Raw genomic sequence first — 21,973 nt, 5'->3', positions numbered from 1 at the left:
TTTAACCCGGAGCGACCCGCGCCAATTTGACGAAATGGAACTGACCATAGGCTCATGGAGTAAAACCATTCCCTATGTCCATCCTGCCAACCCGGTCACGTACAACCTGACGACCCTTGACCTCCAGCAGATCGGTGACGGTACTCGTACAGTGAGCGCCACCATAAAAGATCAACTGAACAACCTCAGAGTGTCGCCTACGACCTCCATCGTTATCACCGCCAACACACTTGTTTTACTGCCCCCCTCCGTCACGGGGCAGACAGGCAACAACTTCAATCCGACCTTGCAGAATGTCGAGGTAGTGGTGCCTGTGGGCACTTTGCTGCCCAGCGACAGGATCCGTGTCAAATGGGAGGGCGCGATCAGTGCGACCGGGGCCTCATTCAACAGTGCGCAACAGCTGGTCAGTGCGGGCCTGAAGTTTCAGGTACCACGCTCGGTGCTGGCCTACAGTTTGCGTAAAATGGTCAAGGTCACCTATGTAATCGAGCGCAACGGTGTTGAGACCTCATCGCAAGTCTTGCCACTAAATATCCTGCCATTGCCCGCCACGGCGCTGATCCCGCCAAAAATTCTGGAAGCGGATGCGAACAACGTGCTGGACGTTATCGCGCTGGGTACCCAGAACGCCAGGATTCACGCTTTGCTCTGGACACTGATTGCAGACGGCATGCCGTGCTGGCTATCACTGGAAGGCAAGGACCCGAACGGTAATGTGGTTATTCTGCCCTTGTGGAATGGTTTGCCGGCGCGAGTCAATCCGACTTGGGTCAGTCAGGGTTTCTGGCTTCAAACGTTGGTGAACAGCTTCCTCAAGCAACTCGGAAATGCCACCACACTGCTCGTGAAGTTTGCAGTGTCGATGGACATGACCAATGTCAGGGCGACGGCAGAGGAATTTCCGGATAGGGTCTATACGATCAAGGCAGTGGCGCAATCACTTATCGAAGACTTTGAGGCTGTACCGCGACAGTTCATAGGTTTTGGGCAAACGATTCAAACGCCATTAATGACAATCAAGCATATCGGGGGAGCAGGGACTGCGGGTGTGACATCAGTAAGCGATGGTTTTTTGACTATTCCTGGAAAAACAGAAGGGAACGCTTTGCATGTTGGGTATCAAGATGCAATTGCGCAGCGCATTTCGTTGACCCTTGCATTTCCGTGCGCTCATGTGTCGTTCTGGTATGGGGCTACCAATACCAGCACCAACAGTGTGTACTTTTACGGTCAAAACGGCCTCCTCGGACAGAGAAATCTGCAACTGACCTTGAACAACGTATTCGAGCTTGTTTTCGCTGCAGCGGGAATCATCCGAATTGAGATCGAAAACTCTCCGGGTGACTGGCTTGTGATAGACAACATTTCATTGCGACGGGACTAAAAGGGGACGCATTTATTTACCTGCGGCAAAGCCATGACCAATGGCTTCGCCCGTTACCCTCACGGCCCGCAACGATGCGGGCCGTTTTTCTTCACCCCCGATACTGCCCCGGCGTAGCCGCCAGATGCTGCTTGAACGCCCGCTGAAAATGCGCCTGATCGGCAAACCCCGCCTCCAGCGCCACATCCGCAATCAACTGCCCGCGCCTCAGACACTCTCGGGCAAACTGAATGCGCTGGTTGACCAAAAACGCATGGGGCGTCATGCCGAAATGCTGTTTGAAGGCGCGAATCAAATAGGACGGTGACAGCTCGGCGGCGGCGCAAATGTCGTCGAGGCTGAGCAGGTCGGTGCAATGATGGCGAATGAAGTCGGCGGCGCGTTCGAGTTTGAAGTTCGGCTCTCGCAGAGGTTGTTCGATAGGGTTCAGGCGCAGTTGCAGGTCGCTGAAAAACTCCACCGCAGCGCTCTGTTTGCGCAGCACGTCTTGCTGCTCGTCGACCAATATCGCGTACAACGCATTCAAGTCGCGAAACAGGCGGGCATCATTCAAATGGGTATCGGAAAACCGCCGAAACTCAAGTTCCGCACTGAACCCCAGCTGATGCTGCAGATCCGTCAGCCACGGCGTTTCCACATACAACATCAAATACGACCACGGCTGGTCATCGATCGGGTTGCACGCGTGCACGTCCCCCGGATTCATCAGCACCACGGTGCCGGCCGTCACTTCGAAAGATGATTGCTCATGCACGTAAGTACTGCGCCCGGCGGTGATCGCGCCGATGGAAAAGTGCGCGTGGGAGTGCCGTGAATAGCAGACCTCGCGCCCATCGGCGATGGCCCGCGCTTCGATGAAGGGCAGGGCGTCGTCGCGCCAGAAGCGCGGGGCTTGTTCGGGGTTCTTGGCGGCAGCTTTCATCGTTGTGGTTCTCGGCAGACCAGTGCCCGAGTGTATTAGCTCTGGCCGGCGAAGGCTCGTTCGAGTTCGGCAATGTCGAGTTTTTTCATCCGGAACATGGCCTGCATCGCCCGTTGGACCTTGGTCTGGTCGGGGTCGGTCATCATGTGCATGAAGGCCACCGGCACGATCTGCCACGATACGCCGAACTTGTCCTTGAGCCAGCCGCATTGCTGGGCTTCCACCGGCCCGCCGGCGCTGAGGTTGCCCCAGAAATGGTCGACTTCTTCCTGATTCTGGCAATTGACCTGAAACGAGATCGCCTCATTGAACTTGAACATCGGCCCGCCATTGAGCCCGGTGAAGGTATGGCCGTCGAGTTCGAAACTGACGGTCATCACCGAGCCTTCCGGGCGCCCGTGGAATTCCTGGCCGACCTTGCTGTAGTGGGTGAGGGCGGTGATTTTCGAGTGATCGAAGATCGAGCAGTAGAACTTGGCCGCCGCCTCGGCCTGATCGTCGAACCACAGGCACGGGGTCAGCTTTTGAAAGCGTTGCATGGCAGTCATCCTCGGCAGGTTAGACACGCTGGATTAAAAGCGTAGTCAGTCCGAAGCGGGTCGTAGGCGCCATAGATCGACAAGTGCGCCCAAAAACGTTTGTCGTTAGACTTGCCGCCCCGATTTTGCCGCAAGGACGCTCTGCATCATGGTTGCCTCTCGTACATGGATTTTTTTCTGCCTGTTTGCCGCCGCGTCGGCCAGTGCCGAATCTTTGAGCTGTCAGCTCTCGGATCCGGCAAACAGGTACAGCGTCGATGTGACCATCGAGCATCCACCGACGCAGAACTTCGAACCAGTGGCGGCACAAGTCATCCTGCGCGACAAGTCCAGTGGCGAAGTGTTGCAACGAATCGACACGGCCGATGCCGTCGATCTGGTTCCGCTCAACGATTCAGCCAAGGCCTTGCGATGCGACGAGCAACGTCTGGTGGTGTTTGGCGACTTCAATTTCGATGGACACCAGGATCTGGCGCTCCGTAACGGTAACGACGGTGGCTACGGCGCGGCATCCTACGACGTCTATCTGTTTAAGCCGTCGAGCCCGGTGCTGGTGCCGAACAAGGCTTTGTCGGCGCTGACTCGCGAACCGTATCTGGGGTTGTTCGAAGTCGATTCCGCCGCTCGTCGCTTGGTCACTCACGCGAAAAGCGGTTGCTGCTGGCGCCAGAGCCATACCTGGCAGGTGCAGAACAATTCGCCGCTCAAGGTGACAGAAACCATCGAGGTGGCGCAGCGGCCTTCCGAAGGCAGCCCGCTGATGCCGGCGGGTTATACCGACGTCACGCAGCGGGAATTGAAGGAAGGCAAATGGCGGGAACAGCGTCGCCTTGAAGGGCCAGTGGGTGAAGCGCCGGTGATGCTGCGGGGCAAGCTCGATGGCAAGATCCCATTCGAGCTGTGGTGGCAGATGCTGGGTGGCGTCTACATTGGCGAGGTTCGTTACACGAAAACGGGCAATGGCCAACCGATCCGACTGGTGGGCGAGACCTACGATGACGGAGCTGTGTTGCTGCATGAGCTGGACGCCCAGGGCCGTGTCACCGGCGACTGGTACGTGGCAGGTGAGCCTGATGAGCACGGCTTTCAGGGCGGAACATGGCACGACGGCGACAAGTCTCTGATCTTCGAAGCGCGACCGACGGCGTTCCGGGTTGCACCGCAAAAGTTTCAGACGCCCACGGGCGATCAGCGTGAAGGCCGTTACGTGATGATGGCGCCGGACGAGCGATCGGCGTGGCTGACGATCAAAATCGTGCCGGCCACCGAGACGGGTGCGGGTGAGCAGGCGTTGATCCAGATGGCCGTGACGCAACCGGGTAAACCACCCCGCCAGGAGACTCGGCAGTGGCCGTTGCAGGCGGGCAATCTGGTGATCGGTCAGGATCAGATCGCCGAGCCACTTTATCGATTGCGACTGCTCGACGGAGCGGTGCAAGTAGAGGGTGCCGGTGAGTTCTCTGACTTCAGAGGGGCTTACGCAAAGCAACCCTGAAGGCGATTGTTGTCTTTATGACTATCACTGAAGTCGATATGACTCTTTCTGGGTCGAGTCATATTGACTCTTATGGCTTATCTAACTGATTTTTAAAGATAAAAAATCTGGCACACGAATTGATACATCAATCGTACAAACTGATCCGCTCAGGAGTATGAAACATGTTCACTTTCTTCGAGAATCCGCTGAACGTTCTGCACCTGTCGAGCAAAGTGCTCGTCGCCGGTCTGGTCATGTTGCTGGCCGGGATCTACGGCGCTTATCTGTATCAGGGCCACATGCCGATTGCGTTGCTGGTGGCGATGCATGCCATGACCATCGTTGGCCCGACGCTGATCAAGATCGGCTATGTGATGCGGCTCCTGTCTCAATATCGGCTGGGCCCACATCACGCCGCCGTGGTGGTTTGAACATGCGCAGACTCGCCGATGCGCCGCTGTTCAGCCTGGGCTTCCGGCCGCTGTTTCTGGCCGGGGCAGGATTCGCCGCGCTGGCGATCCTGATCTGGGGTCTGTGGCTTTACGGACATTGGTTCGATCTGCAACCGGCGGGCGGCATGCTTGCGTGGCATCGACATGAAATGCCCTTCGGTTTCGCGGCGGCGATCGTTGCCGGGTTTCTGCTGACGGCGGTTCCCAACTGGACCGGCATTCCCGGAGTGCGCGGCGGGGCGCTGATCGCGCTGGTCTCGGTCTGGCTGCTCGGGCGTGTAGCCTGGTGGCTGCCGTTGCCGACCGGGCTGATTCTGGCGCTGCAATGGGGTTTTCTGCCGCTGCTGGCGGTGATGCTGGGACGGGATCTGGTCGCTGCCCGCAAACGTGATAACTACCCGATTGTGTTGGTGCTTGGGCTGATGGCGGGTTGTCAGGCGCTGACTTTGATCGGCCTGTACAACGACGATGCCGGCCTGCAACGCCAGGGTGTGCTGGGCGCATTGTGGCTGGTGGCGGCGTTGATGACCGTGATTGGCGGGCGGGTGATTCCGTTCTTTATTCAGCGCGGCTTGAACCGTCCGCCGGCACCCGTCGCCAATCCACTGCCAACCCGATTGCTGTTGATCGGCAGCCTGCTGACCGCTGTCACTTTTGCGGCAGGCCTCAATGATTCGCCGCGGCTGTGGCTGGCGGGCCTGTTTGTGCTGACCGGCAGTTTGCAGTTGATGCGGCTGATCCGCTGGCATGATCGCGGGATGTGGCGGGTGCCGCTGCTGTGGTCGCTGTATCTGGCTTACGGCTGGATGGCGCTGGCAACCTGGGCCATGGCGCTGTGGCATCTGGGTTTGATCGGCCAGCAAAGCCTGGCGACCCATGCGCTGGCGGTCGGCGGGGTGGGTGGGTTGATTCTGGCGATGATTGCGCGGGTCAGCCTTGGGCATACCGGCCGGTTGTTACAGCCCTCGAAAGGCATGGTGCTGGGCTTTGCGCTGGTGCTGATCGCTGCGGGTTGCCGGGTGTTGCTGGTGCCGTTTTCCAGTCTGGGGCTGGGGCTGTCCGTGGTGCTCTGGTGCGCGGGGTTCGCGCTGTTTTTGCGGCATTACACCGGGATCCTGCTTAAGCCGAGGCTTTAGGGTTTTTATCCGCGACGCTCGGCAATCATCAACAACGACTGCGGCATCGGGCTTTGCGGATGCTGCGGCTCGCGCAGGCCGGTCAACTGCAGGCCGGCCATGTCCAGCGCATTCAGCCAACTGGACAAGGTGCGGAAATACCACGGCATCGGTTGCCACTCGCCCTGAAAACCGTCGAAGGTTTCTTCCCGCCATCCATCCTGATAATCACCGGTCGCGACCGACCACGGATGCAGCGTCTGGATCACCAGCGCACCGCCGGGCACGAGCAGGGCATTCATCGCCGCGAGCAGCGGAATGATGTCCTGATGCAGCAGGGAAAAGTTGGCGCAGATCAGGTCGTAGTCGCGGCCAATGTCGACCTTCGCCTCAACCAGATCTTCGTAACTGGCGACATGCACGGGCGATGAACCTGCCACCCGCGCGGCCTCGACCAGCGTCGCATCACCGTCCACGCCGACTGCGTCAAACCCTCGCTCGGCCAGCGCCCGCAACAGCCAGCCTTCGCCGCATCCCAGATCGAGCACGCGCTCGGGCTGACGCCCCATTACCGCCAGCAGAATGGCCTGATCAGTGACCTGCCGGCGACTCTCGATGGCGCCGCTGCGCACGGCTTCGGTCCAGGCCCGGGCGTTGTGGTGCCAGCTCTGGAGGAGGGTGGATTCAGGCGAGGACATGACGGACTCCGGGATCGCGGGATGCAGGCAAGGATAGGTCAGGTGTAGTCGGCCAGTTGAATCCGGTTGCGACCGCCGCGTTTGGATTCGTAGAGCGCGCTGTCACCTTGCTCGATCAACGCCGCGAGGCTGGCCGGCGGCTGATCGAACACCTTGGCACCGATGCTCAGGGTGACGGCCTGCGGTGTGGTGTAGGTCTGCGAAGTCATCTGTTGGAACTGCTCACGCAGCGCACTGCCCAGCACCATGATCTGTGCGTGCGACGCATCGCCCAGCAGCATCACGAATTCGTCACCGCCCAGCCGTGCTGCCAGCGCATCTTTGGGCAGTACCGCGCGGATCATTTCGCTGAGGGCGATGAGCAAGCGGTCGCCGGCGGTGTGGCCGTACAGATCGTTGATCAGTTTGAAGTTGTCGATGTCGATCAGCAGCAGGGCGCCGGGGCGGGCGCTGGAGACTTCGTCGAGCAGGCGCGGTGCGCGGACTTCCAGGGCGCGGCGGTTGTACAGCGCGGTCAGCGGATCCCGGGCGGCCAGTTCGGCAATCTGCTTTTCCCGCCGGTAGCGCTCGGTGCCGGTCATCGACAGCGCGATCAGCATGATCGCCATCGCGCCTTCAACCAGGGAAATCTGAATGATTTCGCCGCGCAGCGACGCCAGATCGATCAACGTGCCCGGAATCACCGCGATGATCGCCTTGGCGAAATAGAACGCGCCGTGGATCAGCAGCACATAACGCAATTGCACCGCGCCGACGCTCAACGATTTGCCGTGCGGGCGCAGCAACAGGCTGGCTCGCAGCATCAACGCGGCCACCAGCAGCGAGTTAGCCATCAGCATGATCTTCGACCACGACGGATCTTCCGGTAGCAGCAGCAACGCCAGCCAGAGCAGGAACATCAAGTACCAGGCGCGTGACAAGCGCTGCTGGGTAAACCGCGCGACCCCAAGCAGAAACAGCCAGTGCGCGACCACCAGCAGGCCGTTGGCGAACCAGATGCCGATCAGCGGATAACCATTGGCGCGCAACAGGGCCAGGCTCGAACCGACGGTGATGGTGGCGAAACCGGCGCTCCAGAACAGCAGGGAAGGTTCGCGGATGCTGCGCCATTCGACCGCCAGATACAGGGCGGCCGCCGCGGCCAGGGCGGTGGAAATGGTGAGCATCGTGAGAGGATCGAGCGCCATGAAAGGACAGGTCTGCCTGGATAGTGTTAATGGGCCACGATTGTAAGCGTTCCCCCAATGGGCTGCTATTTTCACTCACCGGATATTCCATTTTCAGGCGAGGTGTCCCATGGACCGATTGACCGGCGGTTGTCTGTGCGGCGAAGTGCGGATTGAGGCGTCCGGGCGACCCTACAGGGTTGGCGTTTGCCATTGTCTGGATTGCCGCAAACACCATGGCGCGCTGTTTGCCGCGTCGGCGATCTTTCCCGAGGACGCGGTGACGATCAGCGGCGAGACCCGTGACTATGCCGGGCGACATTTCTGCCCGCGCTGTGGCTCATCGGTGTTTGGCCGCAGTGGCGATGAAGTCGAAGTGAATCTGGGCGCGCTGGATGCGCCGGATCAATTCCTGCCCACCTATGAGCTGTGGACGGTGCGTCGCGAGTCGTGGCTACCGGCCTTTCCGCTGGCCCGACACTACGTGCGTGATCGCGAGAGAACGGGGCGAACCGAAGAGTGACCGGGGTCAGGCAGGGCTCCTGACCCCGGCCACTATCAGCCGCGAATGAACGCCAGCAGATCCGCGTTGATCGTTGGCGCCTCGGTGGTCGGCATCCCGTGAGGGAAGCCCGGATAAATCTTCAGCGTGCTGTTCTTCAGCAGTTTCGCCGACAGCACACCGGCATTTTCATACGGCACGATCTGGTCGTCGTCGCCGTGCATCACCAGTACCGGGATCGAGATGCTTTTCAGGTCGGCGGTGAAATCGGTCTGCGAGAAGGCGACGATGCCGTCGTAGTGCGCCTTGGCGCCGCCCATCATGCCCTGGCGCCACCAGTTCGCAATGATCCCTTCCGATGGCTTGGCGCCAGGGCGGTTGTAGCCGTAAAACGGCCCACTGGGCACGTCGCGATAGAACTGCGCACGATTGGCCGCCAGTTGCGCCTGAAGATCGTCGAACACTGACTTGGGCAAACCGCCGGGGCTGCTTTCGGTTTTCACCATCAGCGGTGGCACGGCGCTGATGATCGCGGCTTTCGATACCCGATCCTCGCCATGCCGGGCGATGTAGTGAATCACTTCGCCGCCACCGGTGGAGTGGCCGACGTGCACGGCTTTCTGCGTCCCCAGATGATTGACTACCGCCGCCACATCGTCGGCGTAGTGATCCATGTCGTGGCCGTCCCAGACCTGGCTCGAGCGCCCGTGACCCCGTCGATCATGGGCCACGACCCGGAAGCCCTGCGCGAGGAAGAACAGCATCTGCGCATCCCAGTCATCCGCGCTGAGCGGCCAGCCGTGGTGGAAGTGGATCACCGGCGCGTCTTTCGGGCCCCAGTCCTTGTAGAAGATTTCGACGCCGTCTTTCGTTGTGACATATCCCATGTTCGCGACTCCTGGAAAGTGTGAAAGGGCAGGTCTTGCGATGACAACCGGAATCAACTGTAGGAGCAAAGTCGGCACTTTGGTCGAAGAATTCCCGAACGGTGCGGCATGACCGGTGGTCGCAGCGGCTGGTCGTCGGGTCAAAATGCGCTTAGCTGAAAGGGATAAGCCGAGGCGCGCACGGCCATCGAGAGCCGGAGCAGCGCCCTTCAGAACACCGTGAGTCTGAGGAAGTCCCCGATGCTGACCTTGAACATCAATGGCAAGGATCAGGAGCTCGATGTCCCCGCGGACATGCCGTTGCTCTGGGTCCTGCGCGATGTCGCGCACCTGACCGGTACCAAATTCGGTTGCGGCATGGCGCAGTGCGGTGCCTGCACCGTGCACGTCGATGGCGCGCCGCTGCGCTCGTGTATCACTCCGGCCACGGCCGTCGCCCATGGCCAGAAGATCCTCACCATCGAAGGCCTGTCGAGCGACGGTTCGCACCCGGTGCAGCAGGCCTGGGCCGAACTGGACGTGGTGCAGTGCGGTTACTGCCAGTCCGGGCAGATCATGTCCGCCGCCGCGTTGCTGGCGAAAATCCCCAAACCCACCGACAGCGATATCGATCAGGCGCTCTCCGGCAATATCTGCCGCTGCGGCACGTACCCAAGAATCCGCGCGGCGGTCAAACGCGCGGCCGACATCGGCTGAGCGAGGGGGAGGTGAGTGATGAACAGTCCTGTATCCCGTCGCGGATTTCTCAAGGGCAGCGCCGTGCTTGGCGGTGGTCTGGTGGTGGCGTTCGTGGTGCCCGGCGGCAATCGCTTTGCCAAGGCAGCCGAGAACGAAGGCAAGGTGTTTGCGCCGAACGCGTTCCTGCGGATTGCAGCGGACAACAGCGTGACCGTGCTGCTCGGCCATTCGGAAATGGGCCAGGGCATCTGGACCGGGCTGACCATGTTGATCGCCGAAGAGCTGGACGCCGACTGGTCGAAGATCCGCGTCGAGCACTCGCCAGCTTCGGCAGCCGATTACGGCATGCCCGGTTTTGGCGGGATGCAGATTACCGGCGGATCGACTTCAACCTGGATGGAGTTCGACCGCTACCGCCTCGCTGGTGCCACCGCGCGGCAGATGCTGATCGAAGCGGCGGCCAAGCGTTTCAACGTGGCACCGTCGACGATCCGCACCGAGTCCGGCGTGGTGATTGCCGGCGACAACCGCGCCACCTACGGCGAACTGGCGGACGCCGCCGGGCAACTGCCGGTGCCGGATCCGAAGTCGATCACCTTTAAAGAAGCCAAGGACTGGAAAGTCATCGGCAAACCCACCAAACGCCTCGACACCCCGGAGAAAATCACCGGTCGCGCCAAGTTCGGCATGGATGTGCAGTTCGACGGATTGATGACGGCGATGGTGGCGCGGGCGCCGGCGTTCGGCGCCACGGTGAAATCCTTCGAAGGCGCTGAGGCGTTGGCGATCCCCGGCGTGCACAAAGTGGTGCAAGTGCCGACCGGTGTGGCGGTGGTCGCCGAGCACTATTGGGCGGCGAAACTCGGGCGCGATGCGTTGAAGGTCGATTGGGACCTGGGGCCGAACGCTGATCTGAGCAGTGAAAAGCTGTTGGCGAGTTTCCGCAAACTGGCGGCCACACCGGGCACTTCGGCGGCGCAGGCCGGCGATGCCAAGGGCAATTTCGGCAAGGCAGCGAAGAAAATCGATGTTGAATACAGCGTGCCATACCTGGCCCACGCGCCGATGGAGCCGCTCAACTGCACGGTGAAGATCAGCGCCGACAAGTGCGAGATCTGGACCGGCACCCAGTTCCAGACGCTGGATCAGATGGTTGCCGGCAAGATCACCGGGCTCAAGCCGGAGCAGGTGGAGATTCACACCGAATTTCTCGGTGGTGGTTTCGGCCGGCGGGCCAACCCGACCTCGGACTTTGTCGCCGAAGCGGTGCAAGTGGCCAAGGCTGCGGCGATGCCGGTGAAAACCGTGTGGTCGCGCGAAGACGATATTCGCGGTGGCTACTACCGCTCGATGTTTCTGCATCAGGCGAAGATCGGCCTCGGCGCCGACGGCCTGCCGCTGGCCTGGCAGCATGTGCTGGTCGGGCAATCGATCATGGCCGGCACCATGCTCGAGAAAACCATGGTCAAGAACGGCGTCGACCAGACGTCGGTCGAAGGCGTTTCGGACAGCCCGTACATCAAGGGCCTGGCCCATCATCAGGTCGATCTGCACTCGCCGACCACCGGGATCAACGTGCTGTGGCTGCGTTCGGTGGGTCATAGCCACACCGCGTTTGTCATGGAGTCGCTGATCGATGAAATGGCCACGGCGGCGGGCAAGGACCCGGTGGAGTACCGAAGAACGCTGCTCAAGGATCATGCCCGGCATCTCGGCGTGTTGAATCTGGCGGTGGAGAAGGCCAACTGGAAAGCCCCGCTACCGGACGGCCATGCGCTGGGCGTGGCGGTGCACGAATCGTTCGGCAGTTACGTGGCGCAGGTGGCGGAGGTGTCACAGGACAATCTGGCGATCCGCGTGCATCGCGTGGTCTGCGCGGTGGACTGCGGGATTGCGGTCAACCCGCAGAGCATCGCTGCGCAGATGGAATCGTGCATCACCTTCGGCCTGGGCATGGCGCTGCACAGCAAACTGACGCTCAAGGACGGCCATGTCGTGCAGTCCAACTATCACGACTATCAGGTGTTGCGGCTCAATGAAATGCCGCTGGTCGAGGTGCACATCGTGCCCAGCAGCGAGAAACCCGGCGGCATCGGCGAGGCCGGTGTACCGCCCACGGCGCCGGCGGTGGCCAACGCGGTATTCGCCCTGACCGGGCAGCGCCTGCGGGAAATGCCGCTGCAATTGTCGGGGGTGTGAGATGAAACGACATCTGTTGTTGGGCACGGTGATTCTGCTTGGGCTGGGCGGTTACGCGTCGGATCTGTTCGCTGACGATCAGGAAGCCTTGAAGGCCTTCAGCACGGTGCAGAAAGTCTTCCAGAGCCCGCGCTGCCAGAACTGTCACATTCCCGGCGATTCGCCGTTGCAGTTCGACGCCGGCATCCCCCACGCGATGAACGTGGTACGCGGCATGGACGGCAAGGGCGCCGCCGGTTTGCCCTGCGCCACCTGTCACGCCGAAAGCAATCCGCCGGCCAGTTATGGCCCCCATGCGCCACCGGGCGCGCCGCACTGGAGCCTGCCGCCTGCCGCCCACAAGATGGCCTGGATCGGTCTGCCGCCGGATCGCTTGTGCGCAATGATCAAGGACCGCGCCAGCAACGGCGACCGGGACTTCGCCGCGCTGATCAAACACGTCAGCGAGGACAAACTGGTGCTCTGGGGCTGGAGTCCCGGGGCAGGGCGCGCGCCGGTGCCGGTGCCGCACGATATCTTCGTGACCCAGTTCAAACTCTGGGCCGATGCGGGCGGGCCGTGTCCGGTGGCCGGTGGATGAGAAGTTGAGTCATTGCTGATTCGGGCTACGCTCAACTGCATCGACGACAAAGGAGTGTGTGATGCTGGTACCCGGCAAACCCGCTAATGAAGTTGCGCGCATTCAAGCGCTGCAGGACCTGAAGCTGCTCGACACCGCACCGGAGGAGCGCTTCGACCGGCTGACGCGACTGGCCAAGCGTCTGTTCAACGTGCCGATCGCGCTGGTCACGCTGGTGGACAAGGAGCGGCAATGGTTCAAGTCGTGCGTGGGTCTGGACACGGCCGAAACGCCACGCTCTGTTTCATTCTGTGGCCATGCGATTCTCAAGGACGAGCTCATGCTGGTACCTGACGCCCGAGAGGACGAGCGTTTCCACGACAACCCTTTGGTTACCGGGGAGCCGAAAATCCGGTTCTACGCCGGTTATCCGCTGACCGTACCCAGCGGCAACAAGATGGGCACCTTGTGCCTGATCGACACCAAACCCCGCGATCTCGACGACGAGGAGCGCGCCCTGCTGCGCGATCTGGCCGGCATGGCCGAGCAGGAACTGATGGCCGTGCAGATGGCGAGCATGGACGAGCTGACGCTGCTGTCCAATCGTCGCGGCTTCAAGATGCTGGCCCAGCACGCGCTCGACGCCTGCGCACGCCTGGAAAAACCGGCGACGCTGCTGTTTTTCGACCTCAATGATTTCAAGCAGATCAACGACCTTTATGGGCACGCCGAGGGCGACAGCGCGCTCAAGACCTTCGCCGATGTGCTGCGCATCGCCTTTCGCGAGAGCGATGTGGTCGGGCGGCTGGGCGGCGATGAATTCGTGGCGCTGCTGACCGGCTCAAGCCATGTCGAAACCACGGCGATCATGGCGCGACTCAAGGAAATTCTCGAAGAGCGCAATGCCACGTTGCACCGGGGTTACGCGATTCGCTTCAGCGTCGGCCAGATCGAATACAACCCGCAGCGCCATGACACCGTGGACAAGTTACTGGCGGATGCGGATGCAGCGATGTATGAGCACAAGCAAGCGTTGAAGCGTTGTTGATTCTGGCCTTATCGCCAGCAGGCTGGCTCCCACAGAAAAAGACGATGTTAACGAAATCGCAGGCATGAAAAAGCCCGCCTGAATAGGCGGGCTTTTTATCGGCAGCGCGAAGATTACTCTTCGATGTTGCCCATGGCGGTGGTGTTGAAGCCGCCGTCCACGTACATGATTTCACCGCTGATGCCCGACGCCAGGTCGGAGCACAGGAAGGCGCCGGCGTTGCCGACTTCTTCGATGGTGACGTTGCGGCGCAGCGGAGTTTGCGCTTCGTTGGCGGCCAGCATCTTGCGGAAGTTCTTGATGCCGGAAGCGGCCAGGGTGCGGATCGGGCCAGCCGATACGCAGTTGACGCGGGTGCCGTCCGGGCCCAGGGAGCCGGCCAGGTAACGTACGCCGGCTTCCAGCGAAGCCTTGGCCATGCCCATCACGTTGTAGTTCGGCATGGTGCGCTCGGCGCCCAGGTACGACAGGGTCAGCAGGCTGCCGTTGCGGCCTTTCATCATTTCACGGCCAGCTTTGGCCAGGGCCACGAAGCTGTAGGCGCTGATGTCGTGAGCGATGCGGAAACCGTCACGGGTGGTGGCTTCGGTGAAGTCGCCGTCCAGTTGGTCGCCCGGGGCGAAGCCGACGGAGTGCACGATGCAGTCCAGGCCGTCCCACTTTTTGCTCAGTTCTTCGAAGACCTTGGCGATTTCTTCATCGCTGGCCACGTCGCACGGGAAGCACAGCTCAGGGCTCGAACCCCAGCCCTGTGCGAACTCTTCGACGCGACCTTTCAGTTTGTCGTTCTGATAAGTGAAGGCAAGCTCAGCGCCCTCGCGATGCATGGCGGCAGCGATGCCGGATGCGATGGACAGCTTGCTGGCGACACCGACGATCAGTACGCGCTTACCGGCGAGAAAACCCATGTGTTGCTCCTCTTTCAGGTTATTGCGCAGTGGCTGGTGCCAGGAAAGCGGCCTCCAGCAACTGCTGTGTATACGGATGTTGGGGGGCGGCAAAGATACTTTGCGCGTCTCCCTGTTCGACCACTTGGCCATGCTTGACCACCATCAGTTGGTGGCTCAGCGCTTTGACGACAGCCAGGTCATGGCTGATGAACAAATACGTCAGGTTGTACTTGGCTTGCAGTGAACGCAACAGCTCCACCACTTGCCGCTGCACCGTCCGGTCGAGCGCCGAAGTCGGCTCGTCCAGCAGGATCAGCGCCGGTTTGAGCACCAAGGCCCGGGCTATGGCAATTCGCTGCCGTTGCCCACCGGAAAATTCGTGGGGGTAGCGGTGCCGGGTTTCCGGATCCAGACCTACCTCCTTCAATGCCGCAATAATCGCCGCTTCCTGCTCGGCAGCGGTGCCCATCTTGTGGATCCGCAGGCCTTCGCCAACGATGTCATTCACGCACATCCGCGGGCTCAGGCTGCCAAACGGATCCTGAAACACCACCTGCATCTCCCGGCGCAGCGGCCGGACTTCGCTTTGCGTCAGGCAGTCTAGCTGCTTGCCCTCAAAACGGATCGCACCTTTGCTGCCGATCAACCGCAGGATCGCCAGACCCAGGGTGGATTTGCCGGAACCGCTTTCCCCCACGATCCCCAGGGTCTGACCCTGAGGCAGGCTGAAATTGATGCCGTCCACTGCCTTGACGTGATCCACCGTGCGCTTGAGCAGGCCTTTCTTGATCGGGAACCAGACTTTCAGATCCTCGACTTCAAGCAGCGGCGCCCCGATTTTATTGCTCGCCGGGCCTCCGCTGGGCTCCGCGCCAAGCAGTTCCCGAGTGTACGGATGCTGCGGCGAACGGAACAGCTCTTCGCACGATGCCTGTTCGACGATGCAACCGCGCTGCATGACACATACACGATGCGCAATTCTTCGCACGAGGTTCAAATCGTGACTGATCAGTAACAGCGCCATGCCCAATCGAGCCTGCAATTCCTTGAGCAGGTCGAGGATTTTCAGCTGAACGGTCACGTCCAGCGCAGTGGTCGGCTCGTCGGCAATCAGCAGTTCCGGCTCGTTGGCCAAGGCCATGGCGATCATCACCCGCTGGCGCTGGCCGCCGGACAATTCGTGGGGCAGGGCCTTGAGGCGCTTGTGCGGCTCGGGGATGCCGACCATCTCCAGCAACTCCAGCGTGCGCTTGGTCGCGACCTTGCCGGTCAGGCCCTTGTGGATGCCCAGCACCTCGTTGATCTGCTTCTCGATCGAGTGCAGCGGGTTGAGCGAGGTCATCGGCTCCTGAAAGATCATCGCGATCCGGTTGCCACGAATGTGACGGATGGTCTTTTCGCCCAGCTCCAGCAGGTTCTGCCCGGAATAATTGATGCTGCCGGCCGGATGCCGCGCCAGCGGATAGGGCAGCAGGCGCAGGATCGAATGCGCGGTCACCGACTTGCCCGAGCCTGATTCGCCCACCAGCGCCAGGGTTTCGCCGCGCTTGATGTCGAAACTCACGCCTTCGACCACCCGTTGCACGCGATCACCGATGCCGAACTCGACGGCCAGGTCGCGGATTTCGATCAGATTGTCCTGATTCATGTCACTTCCTCGGGTCGAAGGCATCGCGAGCGGACTCGCCGATGAACACCAGCAAACTCAACATCAGCGCCAGCACCGCAAACGCGCTCATGCCCAGCCACGGCGCCTGCAGGTTGGATTTGCCCTGAGCCACCAGCTCACCCAGCGACGGACTGCCGGCCGGCAAGCCGAAACCGAGGAAATCCAGGGCGGTGAGGGTGCCGATGGCGCCGGTCAGGATGAACGGCATGAAGGTCATGGTCGAAACCATGGCGTTGGGCAGGATGTGGCGGAACATGATTGCGCCGTTCTGCATGCCCAGCGCTCTGGCTGCGCGCACGTATTCGAGGTTACGCCCGCGCAGGAACTCGGCGCGCACCACGTCCACCAGGCTCATCCACGAGAACAGCAGCATGATCCCCAGCAGCCACCAGAAGTTCGGCTGGACGAAACTGGCGAGGATGATCAGCAAGTACAACACCGGCAAGCCCGACCAGATCTCCAGAAAGCGCTGGCCGGCCAGATCGACCCAGCCGCCATAGAAGCCCTGCAAGGCGCCGGCGATCACGCCGATGATCGAGCTGAGCACGGTCAGGGTCAGGGCGAACAGCACGGAGATACGGAAGCCGTAGATCACCCGCGCCAGCACATCGCGGCCCTGATCGTCGGTACCCAGCAGGTTGTCCGCCGATGGCGGGGCGGGGGCCGGGACTTTCAGGTCGTAGTTGATGCTCTGGTAGCTGAACGGAATCGGCGCCCACAGCACCCACGCGTCCTTGGCCTTGAGCAGCTCGCGGATGTACGGGCTCTTGTAGTTGGCTTCCAGCGGAAATTCGCCGCCGAAGGTGGTTTCCGGGTAGCGCTTGATCGCCGGGAAATACCAGTTGTTGTCGTAATGCACCACCAGCGGCTTGTCGTTGGCGATCAGCTCGGCGCCGAGGCTCAGGCCGAACAGGATCAGGAACAGCCACAGCGACCACCAGCCACGCTTGTTGGCCTTGAACAGTTCGAAGCGCCGGCGGTTGAGAGGGGACAGGTTCATCTCAATGCTCCCGGCTGGCAAAGTCGATACGTGGATCGACAAGGGTGTAGGTGAGGTCGCCGATCAGTTTCACCACCAGCCCCAGCAGGGTGAAGATGAACAGGGTGCCGAACACCACCGGGTAATCGCGGTTGATCGCCGCTTCGAAACTCATCAGACCAAGGCCGTCGAGGGAGAAGATCACTTCCACCAGCAACGAGCCGGTGAAGAAGATGCCGATGAACGCCGACGGGAAACCGGCAATCACCAGCAGCATCGCGTTGCGGAACACATGGCCGTAGAGCACGCGGTGGCGGGTCAGGCCCTTGGCCTTGGCGGTGACCACGTATTGCTTGTTGATCTCGTCAAGGAAGCTGTTTTTGGTCAGCAGGGTCATGGTCGCGAAGTTGCCGATCACCAGCGCCGTCACTGGCAGCGCCAGGTGCCAGAAGTAATCGAGAACCTTGCCGCCCAGGCTCAGCTCATCGAAATTGTTCGAGGTCAGGCCGCGTAAAGGAAACCAGTCCAGATAACTGCCGCCGGCAAACACCACGATCAGCAGAATCGCAAACAGGAACGCCGGGATCGCATAACCGACGATGATCGCCGAACTGGTCCAGACGTCGAAATGACTGCCGTGCCGCGTGGCCTTGGCGATCCCCAGCGGAATCGATACCAGGTACATGATCAACGTGCTCCACAATCCGAGCGAGATCGACACCGGCATCTTTTCCTTGATCAGGTCGATGACCTTGGCGTCGCGGAAGAAGCTGTCGCCGAAATCCAGCCGGGCGTAGTTCTTGACCATGATCCACAGACGTTCCGGGGCCGACTTGTCGAACCCGTACATCTTCTCGATTTCCTTGATCAGCGCCGGGTCCAGGCCCTGCGCACCGCGATAGGAGGAGCCGGCCACCGACACTTCGGCACCGCCGCCGGCGATGCGGCTGGTGGCACCTTCGAAGCCTTCGAGCTTGGCGATCATCTGTTCCACCGGCCCGCCGGGCGCGGCCTGGATGATCACGAAGTTGATCAGCAGAATGCCGAACAGGGTCGGGATGATCAGCAGCAGTCGCCGAAAAATGTACGCCAGCATCTGATTACTCCGTGCCCACAGGGTCGGCTTGCAGTTGGGTTTCGACTTCTACCGCCGGCTTCGCATCGGGTTTGACCCACCAGGTGTTAATGCCGATGTCGTACTTGGGGGAGACTTTCGGGTGGCCGATGTGGTTCCAGTACGCCACGCGCCAGGTCTTGATGTGCCAGTTGGGGATCACGTAGTAGCCCCATTGCAGCACACGGTCCAGAGCGCGGGCGTGGGCCACCAGGCTTTTGCGCGAATCGGCGTTGATCAGGTTCTCCACCAGGTGATCGACCACCGGGTCCTTGAGGCCGATCGAATTTCGGCTGCTGGACTTGTCGGCGGCGGCGCTCATCCAGAATTCGCGCTGCTCGTTGCCGGGCGAGTTGGACTGCGGAAAGCTGCCGACCATCATGTCGAAGTCTCGCGAGCGCACGCGATTGACGTATTGCGAGACGTCGACGCGGCGGATCACCAGGTCGATGCCGAGGTCGCTGAGGTTGCGCTTGAACGGCAACAACACGCGTTCGAATTCGGTCTGCGCCAGGAGGAACTCGATGACCACCGGTTTGCCGGTCGCGTCGACCATTTTGTCGTCGACGATTTTCCAGCCAGCCTCTTGCAGCAACTGATACGCCTCGCGCTGTTGCGTGCGGATCATGCCGCTGGCGTCGGTTTTCGGATTTTCGAAGGCTTCGCTGAACACCTGCGCCGGCAGCTGGCTGCGGAACGGATCGAGGATCGCCACCTGTTCTGCATCAGGCAGGCCGGTGGCGGCCATTTCCGAGTTTTCAAAATAACTGCGGGTGCGCGCATAAGCGCCGTTGAACAGTTGCTTGTTGGTCCATTCGAAGTCGAACAGCAGGCCGAGGGCCTGGCGTACCCGCACGTCCTGAAACACCGGACGGCGCAAATTGAAGACGAAGCCCTGCATGCCGGTCGGATTGCTGTTGGCAATCTGTTCCTTGATCAGCCGCCCTTCGGTCACTGCCGGCACGTTGTAGGCGTTGGCCCAGTTTTTCGCGGCCATTTCCAGCCAGTAATCGAACTGCCCGGCTTTCAACGCTTCCAGCGCGACGGTGTTGTCGCGGTAATAGTCGGTGGTCATTACGTCGAAGTTGTAGAAACCGCGATTGACCGGCAGATCCTTGCCCCAATAGTCCTTGACCCGCTCGTAACGCACCGAACGCCCGGCCTTCACTTGCGTAACCTTGTACGGGCCGCTGCCCAGCGGGATTTCCAGGTTGCCCTTGTTGAAATCACGCTCGGCCCACCAGTGTTTCGGCAGCACCGGCAACTGACCGAGGATCAGCGGCAGTTCGCGGTTGTTGGTGTGCTTGAACTTGAACAGCACCTTGAGCGGGTCTTCGGCGATCACTTCCTCGACGTCGGCGTAGTAGCCGCGATACATCGGTGCGCCTTCCTTGGTCAGCGTCTGGAAGCTGAACACCACATCGTCGGCGCGTACCGGGTGGCCGTCGTGAAACTTCGCTTCGGGACGCAGGTAGAAGCGCACCCAACTGTTGTCCGGGGCCTTTTCGATCTTGCTGGCGATCAGGCCGTATTCGGTGAATGGCTCGTCCAGACCCTGTTTGGCCAGGGTGTCGTAGATCAGGCCGATATCGTCCGCCGGCACGCCTTTGCTGATGAACGGATTGAGGCTGTCGAAGCCGCCGAAGCCGGCCTGGCGGAAGATCCCGCCCTTGGGCGCGTCAGGGTTTACATAGTCGAAGTGCTTGAAGTCGGCGGGGTACTTCGGCGGCTCGTTGTACAGGGTCACGGCGTGTTGCGGGGCGGCCAAGGCCAGCCCGGTGAACAACAGACCGCTGGCCTGCACGAGCAGGGCGCGGATAGGCTTCATCGATCTTTCTCCGAAGATTTCAGCCACCACGCGCTCAGGCCCAGGGTGTAGGGCGGCGTGGTGACGAAGGCGAACCGGTTGCGGTACGCCAGACGGTGATAATTGAGGTACCAGTTGGGAATGCTGTAGTGCTGCCAGAGCAGCACGCGGTCCAGTGCCTTGCCGGCAGCGACTTGTTCGTCGCGGGTTTGCGCGGCGAGCAAGTGTTCAAGCAGATGATCAACCACCGGATTGACGATGCCCGCGTAATTCTTGCTGCCCTTGACCCCGACCTGGCTGGAGTGGAAGTACTGCCACTGTTCCAGCCCCGGGCTGAGGGTCTGGTTGAGGGTCATCAGGATCATGTCGAAATCGAACTGATCCAGACGCTGTTTGTACTGGGCACGATCCACGGTGCGCAGGCGCGCGTCGATGCCGATGCTGTTGAGGTTTTCAATGTACGGCTGGAGGATCCGCTCCAGGTTCGGATTGACCAGCAGCAGCTCGAAACGCAGCGGCTGGCCGGCGGTGTTCTGCAAGCGCTGGCCATTGAGCTTCCAGCCGGCCTCGGCCAGCAGCGCCAGGGCTTTGCGCATTGTTTCCCGAGGGATGCCGCGACCGTCGGTCTGCGGCAGCGTGAACGGTTCGGTGAAGAGGCGCGCCGGCAGTTGATCCTTGTACGGCTTGAGCATCAGCCATTCATGGCCGACCGGCAGGCCGACGGCGCTGAACTCGCTGTTGGGGTAGTAGCTGGTGGTGCGCTTGTAGGCATCGCTGAACAGCGCGCGGTTGGTCCATTCGAAGTCGAACATCAGGCCCAGGGCTTCGCGCACCTTGATATCGGCAAAGGCTGGGCGCCGGGTGTTCATGAACAGGCCCTGACTCTGGGTCGGGATCTGGTGCGGGATCTGCGCCTTTATCACGTCGCCGCGACGGATCGCCGGGAAGTTGTAACCGTTGGCCCAGTTCTTCGCCTGATGCTCGATATAAATGTCGAACTCGCCGGCCTTGAATGCTTCGAAGGCCACATCGCTGTCGCGGTAGAACTCGACTTCCATGCGATCGAAGTTGTATTTGCCGCGGTTGACTGGCAGGTCCTTGCCCCAGTAGTCCTTGACCCGCTCGAAAATCAACTGCCGCCCCGGCGTGACCGAGGTGATGCGGTACGGCCCGCTGCCCAGCGGCGGCTCGAAGGTGGTGGCCTTGAAGTCGCGATCTTTCCAGTAATGCTGGGGCAGTACCGGCAACTCACCCAGACGCAGGATCAGCAACGGATTGCCGCTGCGCTTGAGTACAAAGCGGATGCGCTGCGGGTTGAGGATATCAACCCGCAGCACTTCCTGAAGGGCGGTGCGATACAGCGGATGACCTTCCTTGAGCAGCAGGCGATAGGAGAACGCCACGTCGTACGCGGTAATCGGCGTGCCGTCGTGGAAGCGCGCTTGCGGGCGCAGATTGAACACCACCCAGCTGCGATCTTCGCTGTACTCCACCGATTGGGCGATCAAGCCGTAACTGGACGCCGGTTCGTCACCGGACGGTGCGTATTGCCCAGTGCCGACCATCAGCGGCTCGTTCAGCTCGTTGATGCCGTATTGCAGGAAATTCGCCGTGGTGACCGGGCTGGTGCCCTTGAAGGTGTAGGGATTGAGCGTATCGAAGGTGCCAAACGCCATCACCCGCAAGGTGCCGCCCTTGGGCGCTTGCGGGTTGACCCAGTCGAAGTGGGTAAATCTGGCCGGGTACTTGAGCGTGCCGAACTGCGCATAACCGTGGCTTTCGGTGATCGCCGCGCTGACGGGGGAGCTCAAGGCCAGGCTGATCAGGAGCAGGAGGAGGGGACGCTTCAAGTCAGATCCGATCCAGGCGGCTTGGGCTTTGTGGG

General features: G+C 61.0%; 20 protein-coding genes. 9 read left to right on the top strand and 11 right to left on the bottom strand.

Annotated features, from left to right (window positions below):
- On the top strand, positions 1 to 1,387 hold a 1,387-nt coding region (locus CAF74_RS29300), incomplete at its 5' end, for a hypothetical protein (RefSeq protein WP_176240519.1).
- A gap of 91 nt (positions 1,388 to 1,478) precedes the next feature.
- On the opposite strand, the gene CAF74_RS27340 is transcribed toward CAF74_RS29300, so the two are convergent.
- A complete protein-coding gene (locus CAF74_RS27340; RefSeq protein ID WP_085748413.1) occupies positions 1,479 to 2,309 on the bottom strand; it encodes an AraC family transcriptional regulator in 831 nt (276 codons plus the stop codon).
- A gap of 35 nt (positions 2,310 to 2,344) precedes the next feature.
- Positions 2,345 to 2,848 carry a VOC family protein gene (locus CAF74_RS27335; RefSeq protein WP_085748412.1) on the bottom strand — a complete coding sequence of 168 codons (504 nt, stop codon included), beginning with the start codon at positions 2,846 to 2,848 and terminating at the stop codon, positions 2,345 to 2,347.
- 148 nt (positions 2,849 to 2,996) lie between these two features.
- Here CAF74_RS27335 and CAF74_RS27330 point away from each other — a divergent pair, with 148 nt between their 5' ends.
- The 3 genes from CAF74_RS27330 to CAF74_RS27320 all read left to right on the top strand — a co-directional run bounded on the left by CAF74_RS27330 (position 2,997) and on the right by CAF74_RS27320 (position 5,913).
- Complete coding sequence (locus CAF74_RS27330) at positions 2,997 to 4,343, top strand: FG-GAP repeat protein (RefSeq protein WP_085748411.1); 1,347 nt, start codon at positions 2,997 to 2,999, stop codon at positions 4,341 to 4,343.
- Between the two features lie 164 nt (positions 4,344 to 4,507).
- Positions 4,508 to 4,756 (top strand): transmembrane sensor/regulator PpyR, encoded by a 249-nt coding sequence (locus CAF74_RS27325; protein WP_085748410.1) that lies wholly within the window; start codon positions 4,508 to 4,510, stop codon positions 4,754 to 4,756.
- Between the two features lie 2 nt (positions 4,757 to 4,758).
- Positions 4,759 to 5,913, top strand: a complete 1,155-nt coding sequence (locus CAF74_RS27320) for an NnrS family protein (protein ID WP_085748409.1) — start codon at positions 4,759 to 4,761, stop codon at positions 5,911 to 5,913.
- Between the two features lie 5 nt (positions 5,914 to 5,918).
- Here the strand turns inward: CAF74_RS27320 and CAF74_RS27315 are convergent, their stop codons facing one another.
- A complete protein-coding gene (locus CAF74_RS27315) occupies positions 5,919 to 6,590 on the bottom strand; it encodes a bifunctional 2-polyprenyl-6-hydroxyphenol methylase/3-demethylubiquinol 3-O-methyltransferase UbiG (RefSeq protein ID WP_085748408.1) in 672 nt (223 codons plus the stop codon).
- A gap of 38 nt (positions 6,591 to 6,628) precedes the next feature.
- A complete protein-coding gene (locus CAF74_RS27310) occupies positions 6,629 to 7,777 on the bottom strand; it encodes a GGDEF domain-containing protein (RefSeq protein WP_085748407.1) in 1,149 nt (382 codons plus the stop codon).
- A 109-nt stretch (positions 7,778 to 7,886) separates the two neighbouring features.
- On the opposite strand from CAF74_RS27310, the gene CAF74_RS27305 reads away from it, so the two are divergent.
- Positions 7,887 to 8,279 (top strand): GFA family protein, encoded by a 393-nt coding sequence (locus CAF74_RS27305; RefSeq protein WP_085748406.1) that lies wholly within the window; start codon positions 7,887 to 7,889, stop codon positions 8,277 to 8,279.
- A gap of 35 nt (positions 8,280 to 8,314) precedes the next feature.
- Here CAF74_RS27305 and CAF74_RS27300 read toward each other — a convergent pair whose 3' ends face one another.
- Positions 8,315 to 9,145, bottom strand: coding sequence for an alpha/beta fold hydrolase (locus CAF74_RS27300; RefSeq protein ID WP_085748405.1), 831 nt, complete (start codon positions 9,143 to 9,145; stop codon positions 8,315 to 8,317).
- 240 nt (positions 9,146 to 9,385) lie between these two features.
- Between CAF74_RS27300 and CAF74_RS27295 the strand changes: the two genes are divergently transcribed.
- The 4 genes from CAF74_RS27295 (at position 9,386) to CAF74_RS27280 (ending at position 13,629) form a co-directional block, all read left to right on the top strand.
- Complete coding sequence (locus CAF74_RS27295; RefSeq protein WP_007956954.1) at positions 9,386 to 9,841, top strand: (2Fe-2S)-binding protein; 456 nt, start codon at positions 9,386 to 9,388, stop codon at positions 9,839 to 9,841.
- 18 nt (positions 9,842 to 9,859) lie between these two features.
- Positions 9,860 to 12,022: a xanthine dehydrogenase family protein molybdopterin-binding subunit gene (locus CAF74_RS27290; protein WP_085748404.1), complete on the top strand. Its 2,163-nt coding sequence runs from the start codon at positions 9,860 to 9,862 to the stop codon at positions 12,020 to 12,022.
- A 1-nt stretch (position 12,023) separates the two neighbouring features.
- Positions 12,024 to 12,602 (top strand): hypothetical protein, encoded by a 579-nt coding sequence (locus CAF74_RS27285; protein ID WP_085748403.1) that lies wholly within the window; start codon positions 12,024 to 12,026, stop codon positions 12,600 to 12,602.
- Between the two features lie 61 nt (positions 12,603 to 12,663).
- Positions 12,664 to 13,629: a sensor domain-containing diguanylate cyclase gene (locus tag CAF74_RS27280; RefSeq protein ID WP_085748402.1), complete on the top strand. Its 966-nt coding sequence runs from the start codon at positions 12,664 to 12,666 to the stop codon at positions 13,627 to 13,629.
- A 113-nt stretch (positions 13,630 to 13,742) separates the two neighbouring features.
- Here CAF74_RS27280 and fabI read toward each other — a convergent pair whose 3' ends face one another.
- Genes fabI through CAF74_RS27250 form a run of 6 tightly spaced genes read right to left on the bottom strand, consistent with a single transcriptional unit; the run spans position 13,743 to position 21,938 of the window.
- Entirely contained in the window at positions 13,743 to 14,537 is a 795-nt protein-coding gene (fabI, locus tag CAF74_RS27275) for an enoyl-ACP reductase FabI (protein WP_007956947.1), read from the bottom strand.
- 19 nt (positions 14,538 to 14,556) lie between these two features.
- Complete coding sequence (locus CAF74_RS27270) at positions 14,557 to 16,167, bottom strand: ABC transporter ATP-binding protein (protein ID WP_007956946.1); 1,611 nt, start codon at positions 16,165 to 16,167, stop codon at positions 14,557 to 14,559.
- Between the two features lies 1 nt (position 16,168).
- On the bottom strand, positions 16,169 to 17,188 hold the full coding sequence (locus CAF74_RS27265; RefSeq protein ID WP_085698849.1) for an ABC transporter permease: 1,020 nt from the start codon (positions 17,186 to 17,188) through the stop codon (positions 16,169 to 16,171).
- A 1-nt stretch (position 17,189) separates the two neighbouring features.
- A complete protein-coding gene (locus CAF74_RS27260; protein WP_007956943.1) occupies positions 17,190 to 18,263 on the bottom strand; it encodes a microcin C ABC transporter permease YejB in 1,074 nt (357 codons plus the stop codon).
- 4 nt (positions 18,264 to 18,267) lie between these two features.
- Entirely contained in the window at positions 18,268 to 20,109 is a 1,842-nt protein-coding gene (locus tag CAF74_RS27255; protein ID WP_085748401.1) for an extracellular solute-binding protein, read from the bottom strand.
- Complete coding sequence (locus tag CAF74_RS27250; RefSeq protein WP_085748400.1) at positions 20,106 to 21,938, bottom strand: extracellular solute-binding protein; 1,833 nt, start codon at positions 21,936 to 21,938, stop codon at positions 20,106 to 20,108. The genes CAF74_RS27255 and CAF74_RS27250 overlap by 4 nt, the downstream gene beginning before the upstream one ends.
- Between the last annotated feature and the right edge of the window lie 35 nt (positions 21,939 to 21,973).

The sequence above is a fragment of the Pseudomonas sp. R45(2017) genome (assembly GCF_002112305.1).
Taxonomy (GTDB): Bacteria; Pseudomonadota; Gammaproteobacteria; order Pseudomonadales; family Pseudomonadaceae; genus Aquipseudomonas; species Aquipseudomonas paraglycinae.
Note: the sequence above shows the minus strand (reverse complement) of the source record. Positions and strands in the feature narration are given on the sequence as shown.

Excerpts from the sequence above, each read along its gene's own strand:
- CAF74_RS27340 (WP_085748413.1), bottom strand. The coding sequence starts at position 2,309 with ATGAAAGCTGCCGCCAAGAACCCCGAACAAGCCCCGCGCTTCTGGCGC.
- CAF74_RS27335 (WP_085748412.1), bottom strand. The coding sequence starts at position 2,848 with ATGCAACGCTTTCAAAAGCTGACCCCGTGCCTGTGGTTCGACGATCAG.
- CAF74_RS27330 (WP_085748411.1), top strand. The coding sequence starts at position 2,997 with ATGGTTGCCTCTCGTACATGGATTTTTTTCTGCCTGTTTGCCGCCGCG.
- CAF74_RS27325 (WP_085748410.1), top strand. The coding sequence starts at position 4,508 with ATGTTCACTTTCTTCGAGAATCCGCTGAACGTTCTGCACCTGTCGAGC.
- CAF74_RS27320 (WP_085748409.1), top strand. The coding sequence starts at position 4,759 with ATGCGCAGACTCGCCGATGCGCCGCTGTTCAGCCTGGGCTTCCGGCCG.
- CAF74_RS27315 (WP_085748408.1), bottom strand. The coding sequence starts at position 6,590 with ATGTCCTCGCCTGAATCCACCCTCCTCCAGAGCTGGCACCACAACGCC.
- CAF74_RS27310 (WP_085748407.1), bottom strand. The coding sequence starts at position 7,777 with ATGGCGCTCGATCCTCTCACGATGCTCACCATTTCCACCGCCCTGGCC.
- CAF74_RS27305 (WP_085748406.1), top strand. The coding sequence starts at position 7,887 with ATGGACCGATTGACCGGCGGTTGTCTGTGCGGCGAAGTGCGGATTGAG.
- CAF74_RS27300 (WP_085748405.1), bottom strand. The coding sequence starts at position 9,145 with ATGGGATATGTCACAACGAAAGACGGCGTCGAAATCTTCTACAAGGAC.
- CAF74_RS27295 (WP_007956954.1), top strand. The coding sequence starts at position 9,386 with ATGCTGACCTTGAACATCAATGGCAAGGATCAGGAGCTCGATGTCCCC.
- CAF74_RS27290 (WP_085748404.1), top strand. The coding sequence starts at position 9,860 with ATGAACAGTCCTGTATCCCGTCGCGGATTTCTCAAGGGCAGCGCCGTG.
- CAF74_RS27285 (WP_085748403.1), top strand. The coding sequence starts at position 12,024 with ATGAAACGACATCTGTTGTTGGGCACGGTGATTCTGCTTGGGCTGGGC.
- CAF74_RS27280 (WP_085748402.1), top strand. The coding sequence starts at position 12,664 with ATGCTGGTACCCGGCAAACCCGCTAATGAAGTTGCGCGCATTCAAGCG.
- fabI (WP_007956947.1), bottom strand. The coding sequence starts at position 14,537 with ATGGGTTTTCTCGCCGGTAAGCGCGTACTGATCGTCGGTGTCGCCAGC.
- CAF74_RS27270 (WP_007956946.1), bottom strand. The coding sequence starts at position 16,167 with ATGAATCAGGACAATCTGATCGAAATCCGCGACCTGGCCGTCGAGTTC.
- CAF74_RS27265 (WP_085698849.1), bottom strand. The coding sequence starts at position 17,188 with ATGAACCTGTCCCCTCTCAACCGCCGGCGCTTCGAACTGTTCAAGGCC.
- CAF74_RS27260 (WP_007956943.1), bottom strand. The coding sequence starts at position 18,263 with ATGCTGGCGTACATTTTTCGGCGACTGCTGCTGATCATCCCGACCCTG.
- CAF74_RS27255 (WP_085748401.1), bottom strand. The coding sequence starts at position 20,109 with ATGAAGCCTATCCGCGCCCTGCTCGTGCAGGCCAGCGGTCTGTTGTTC.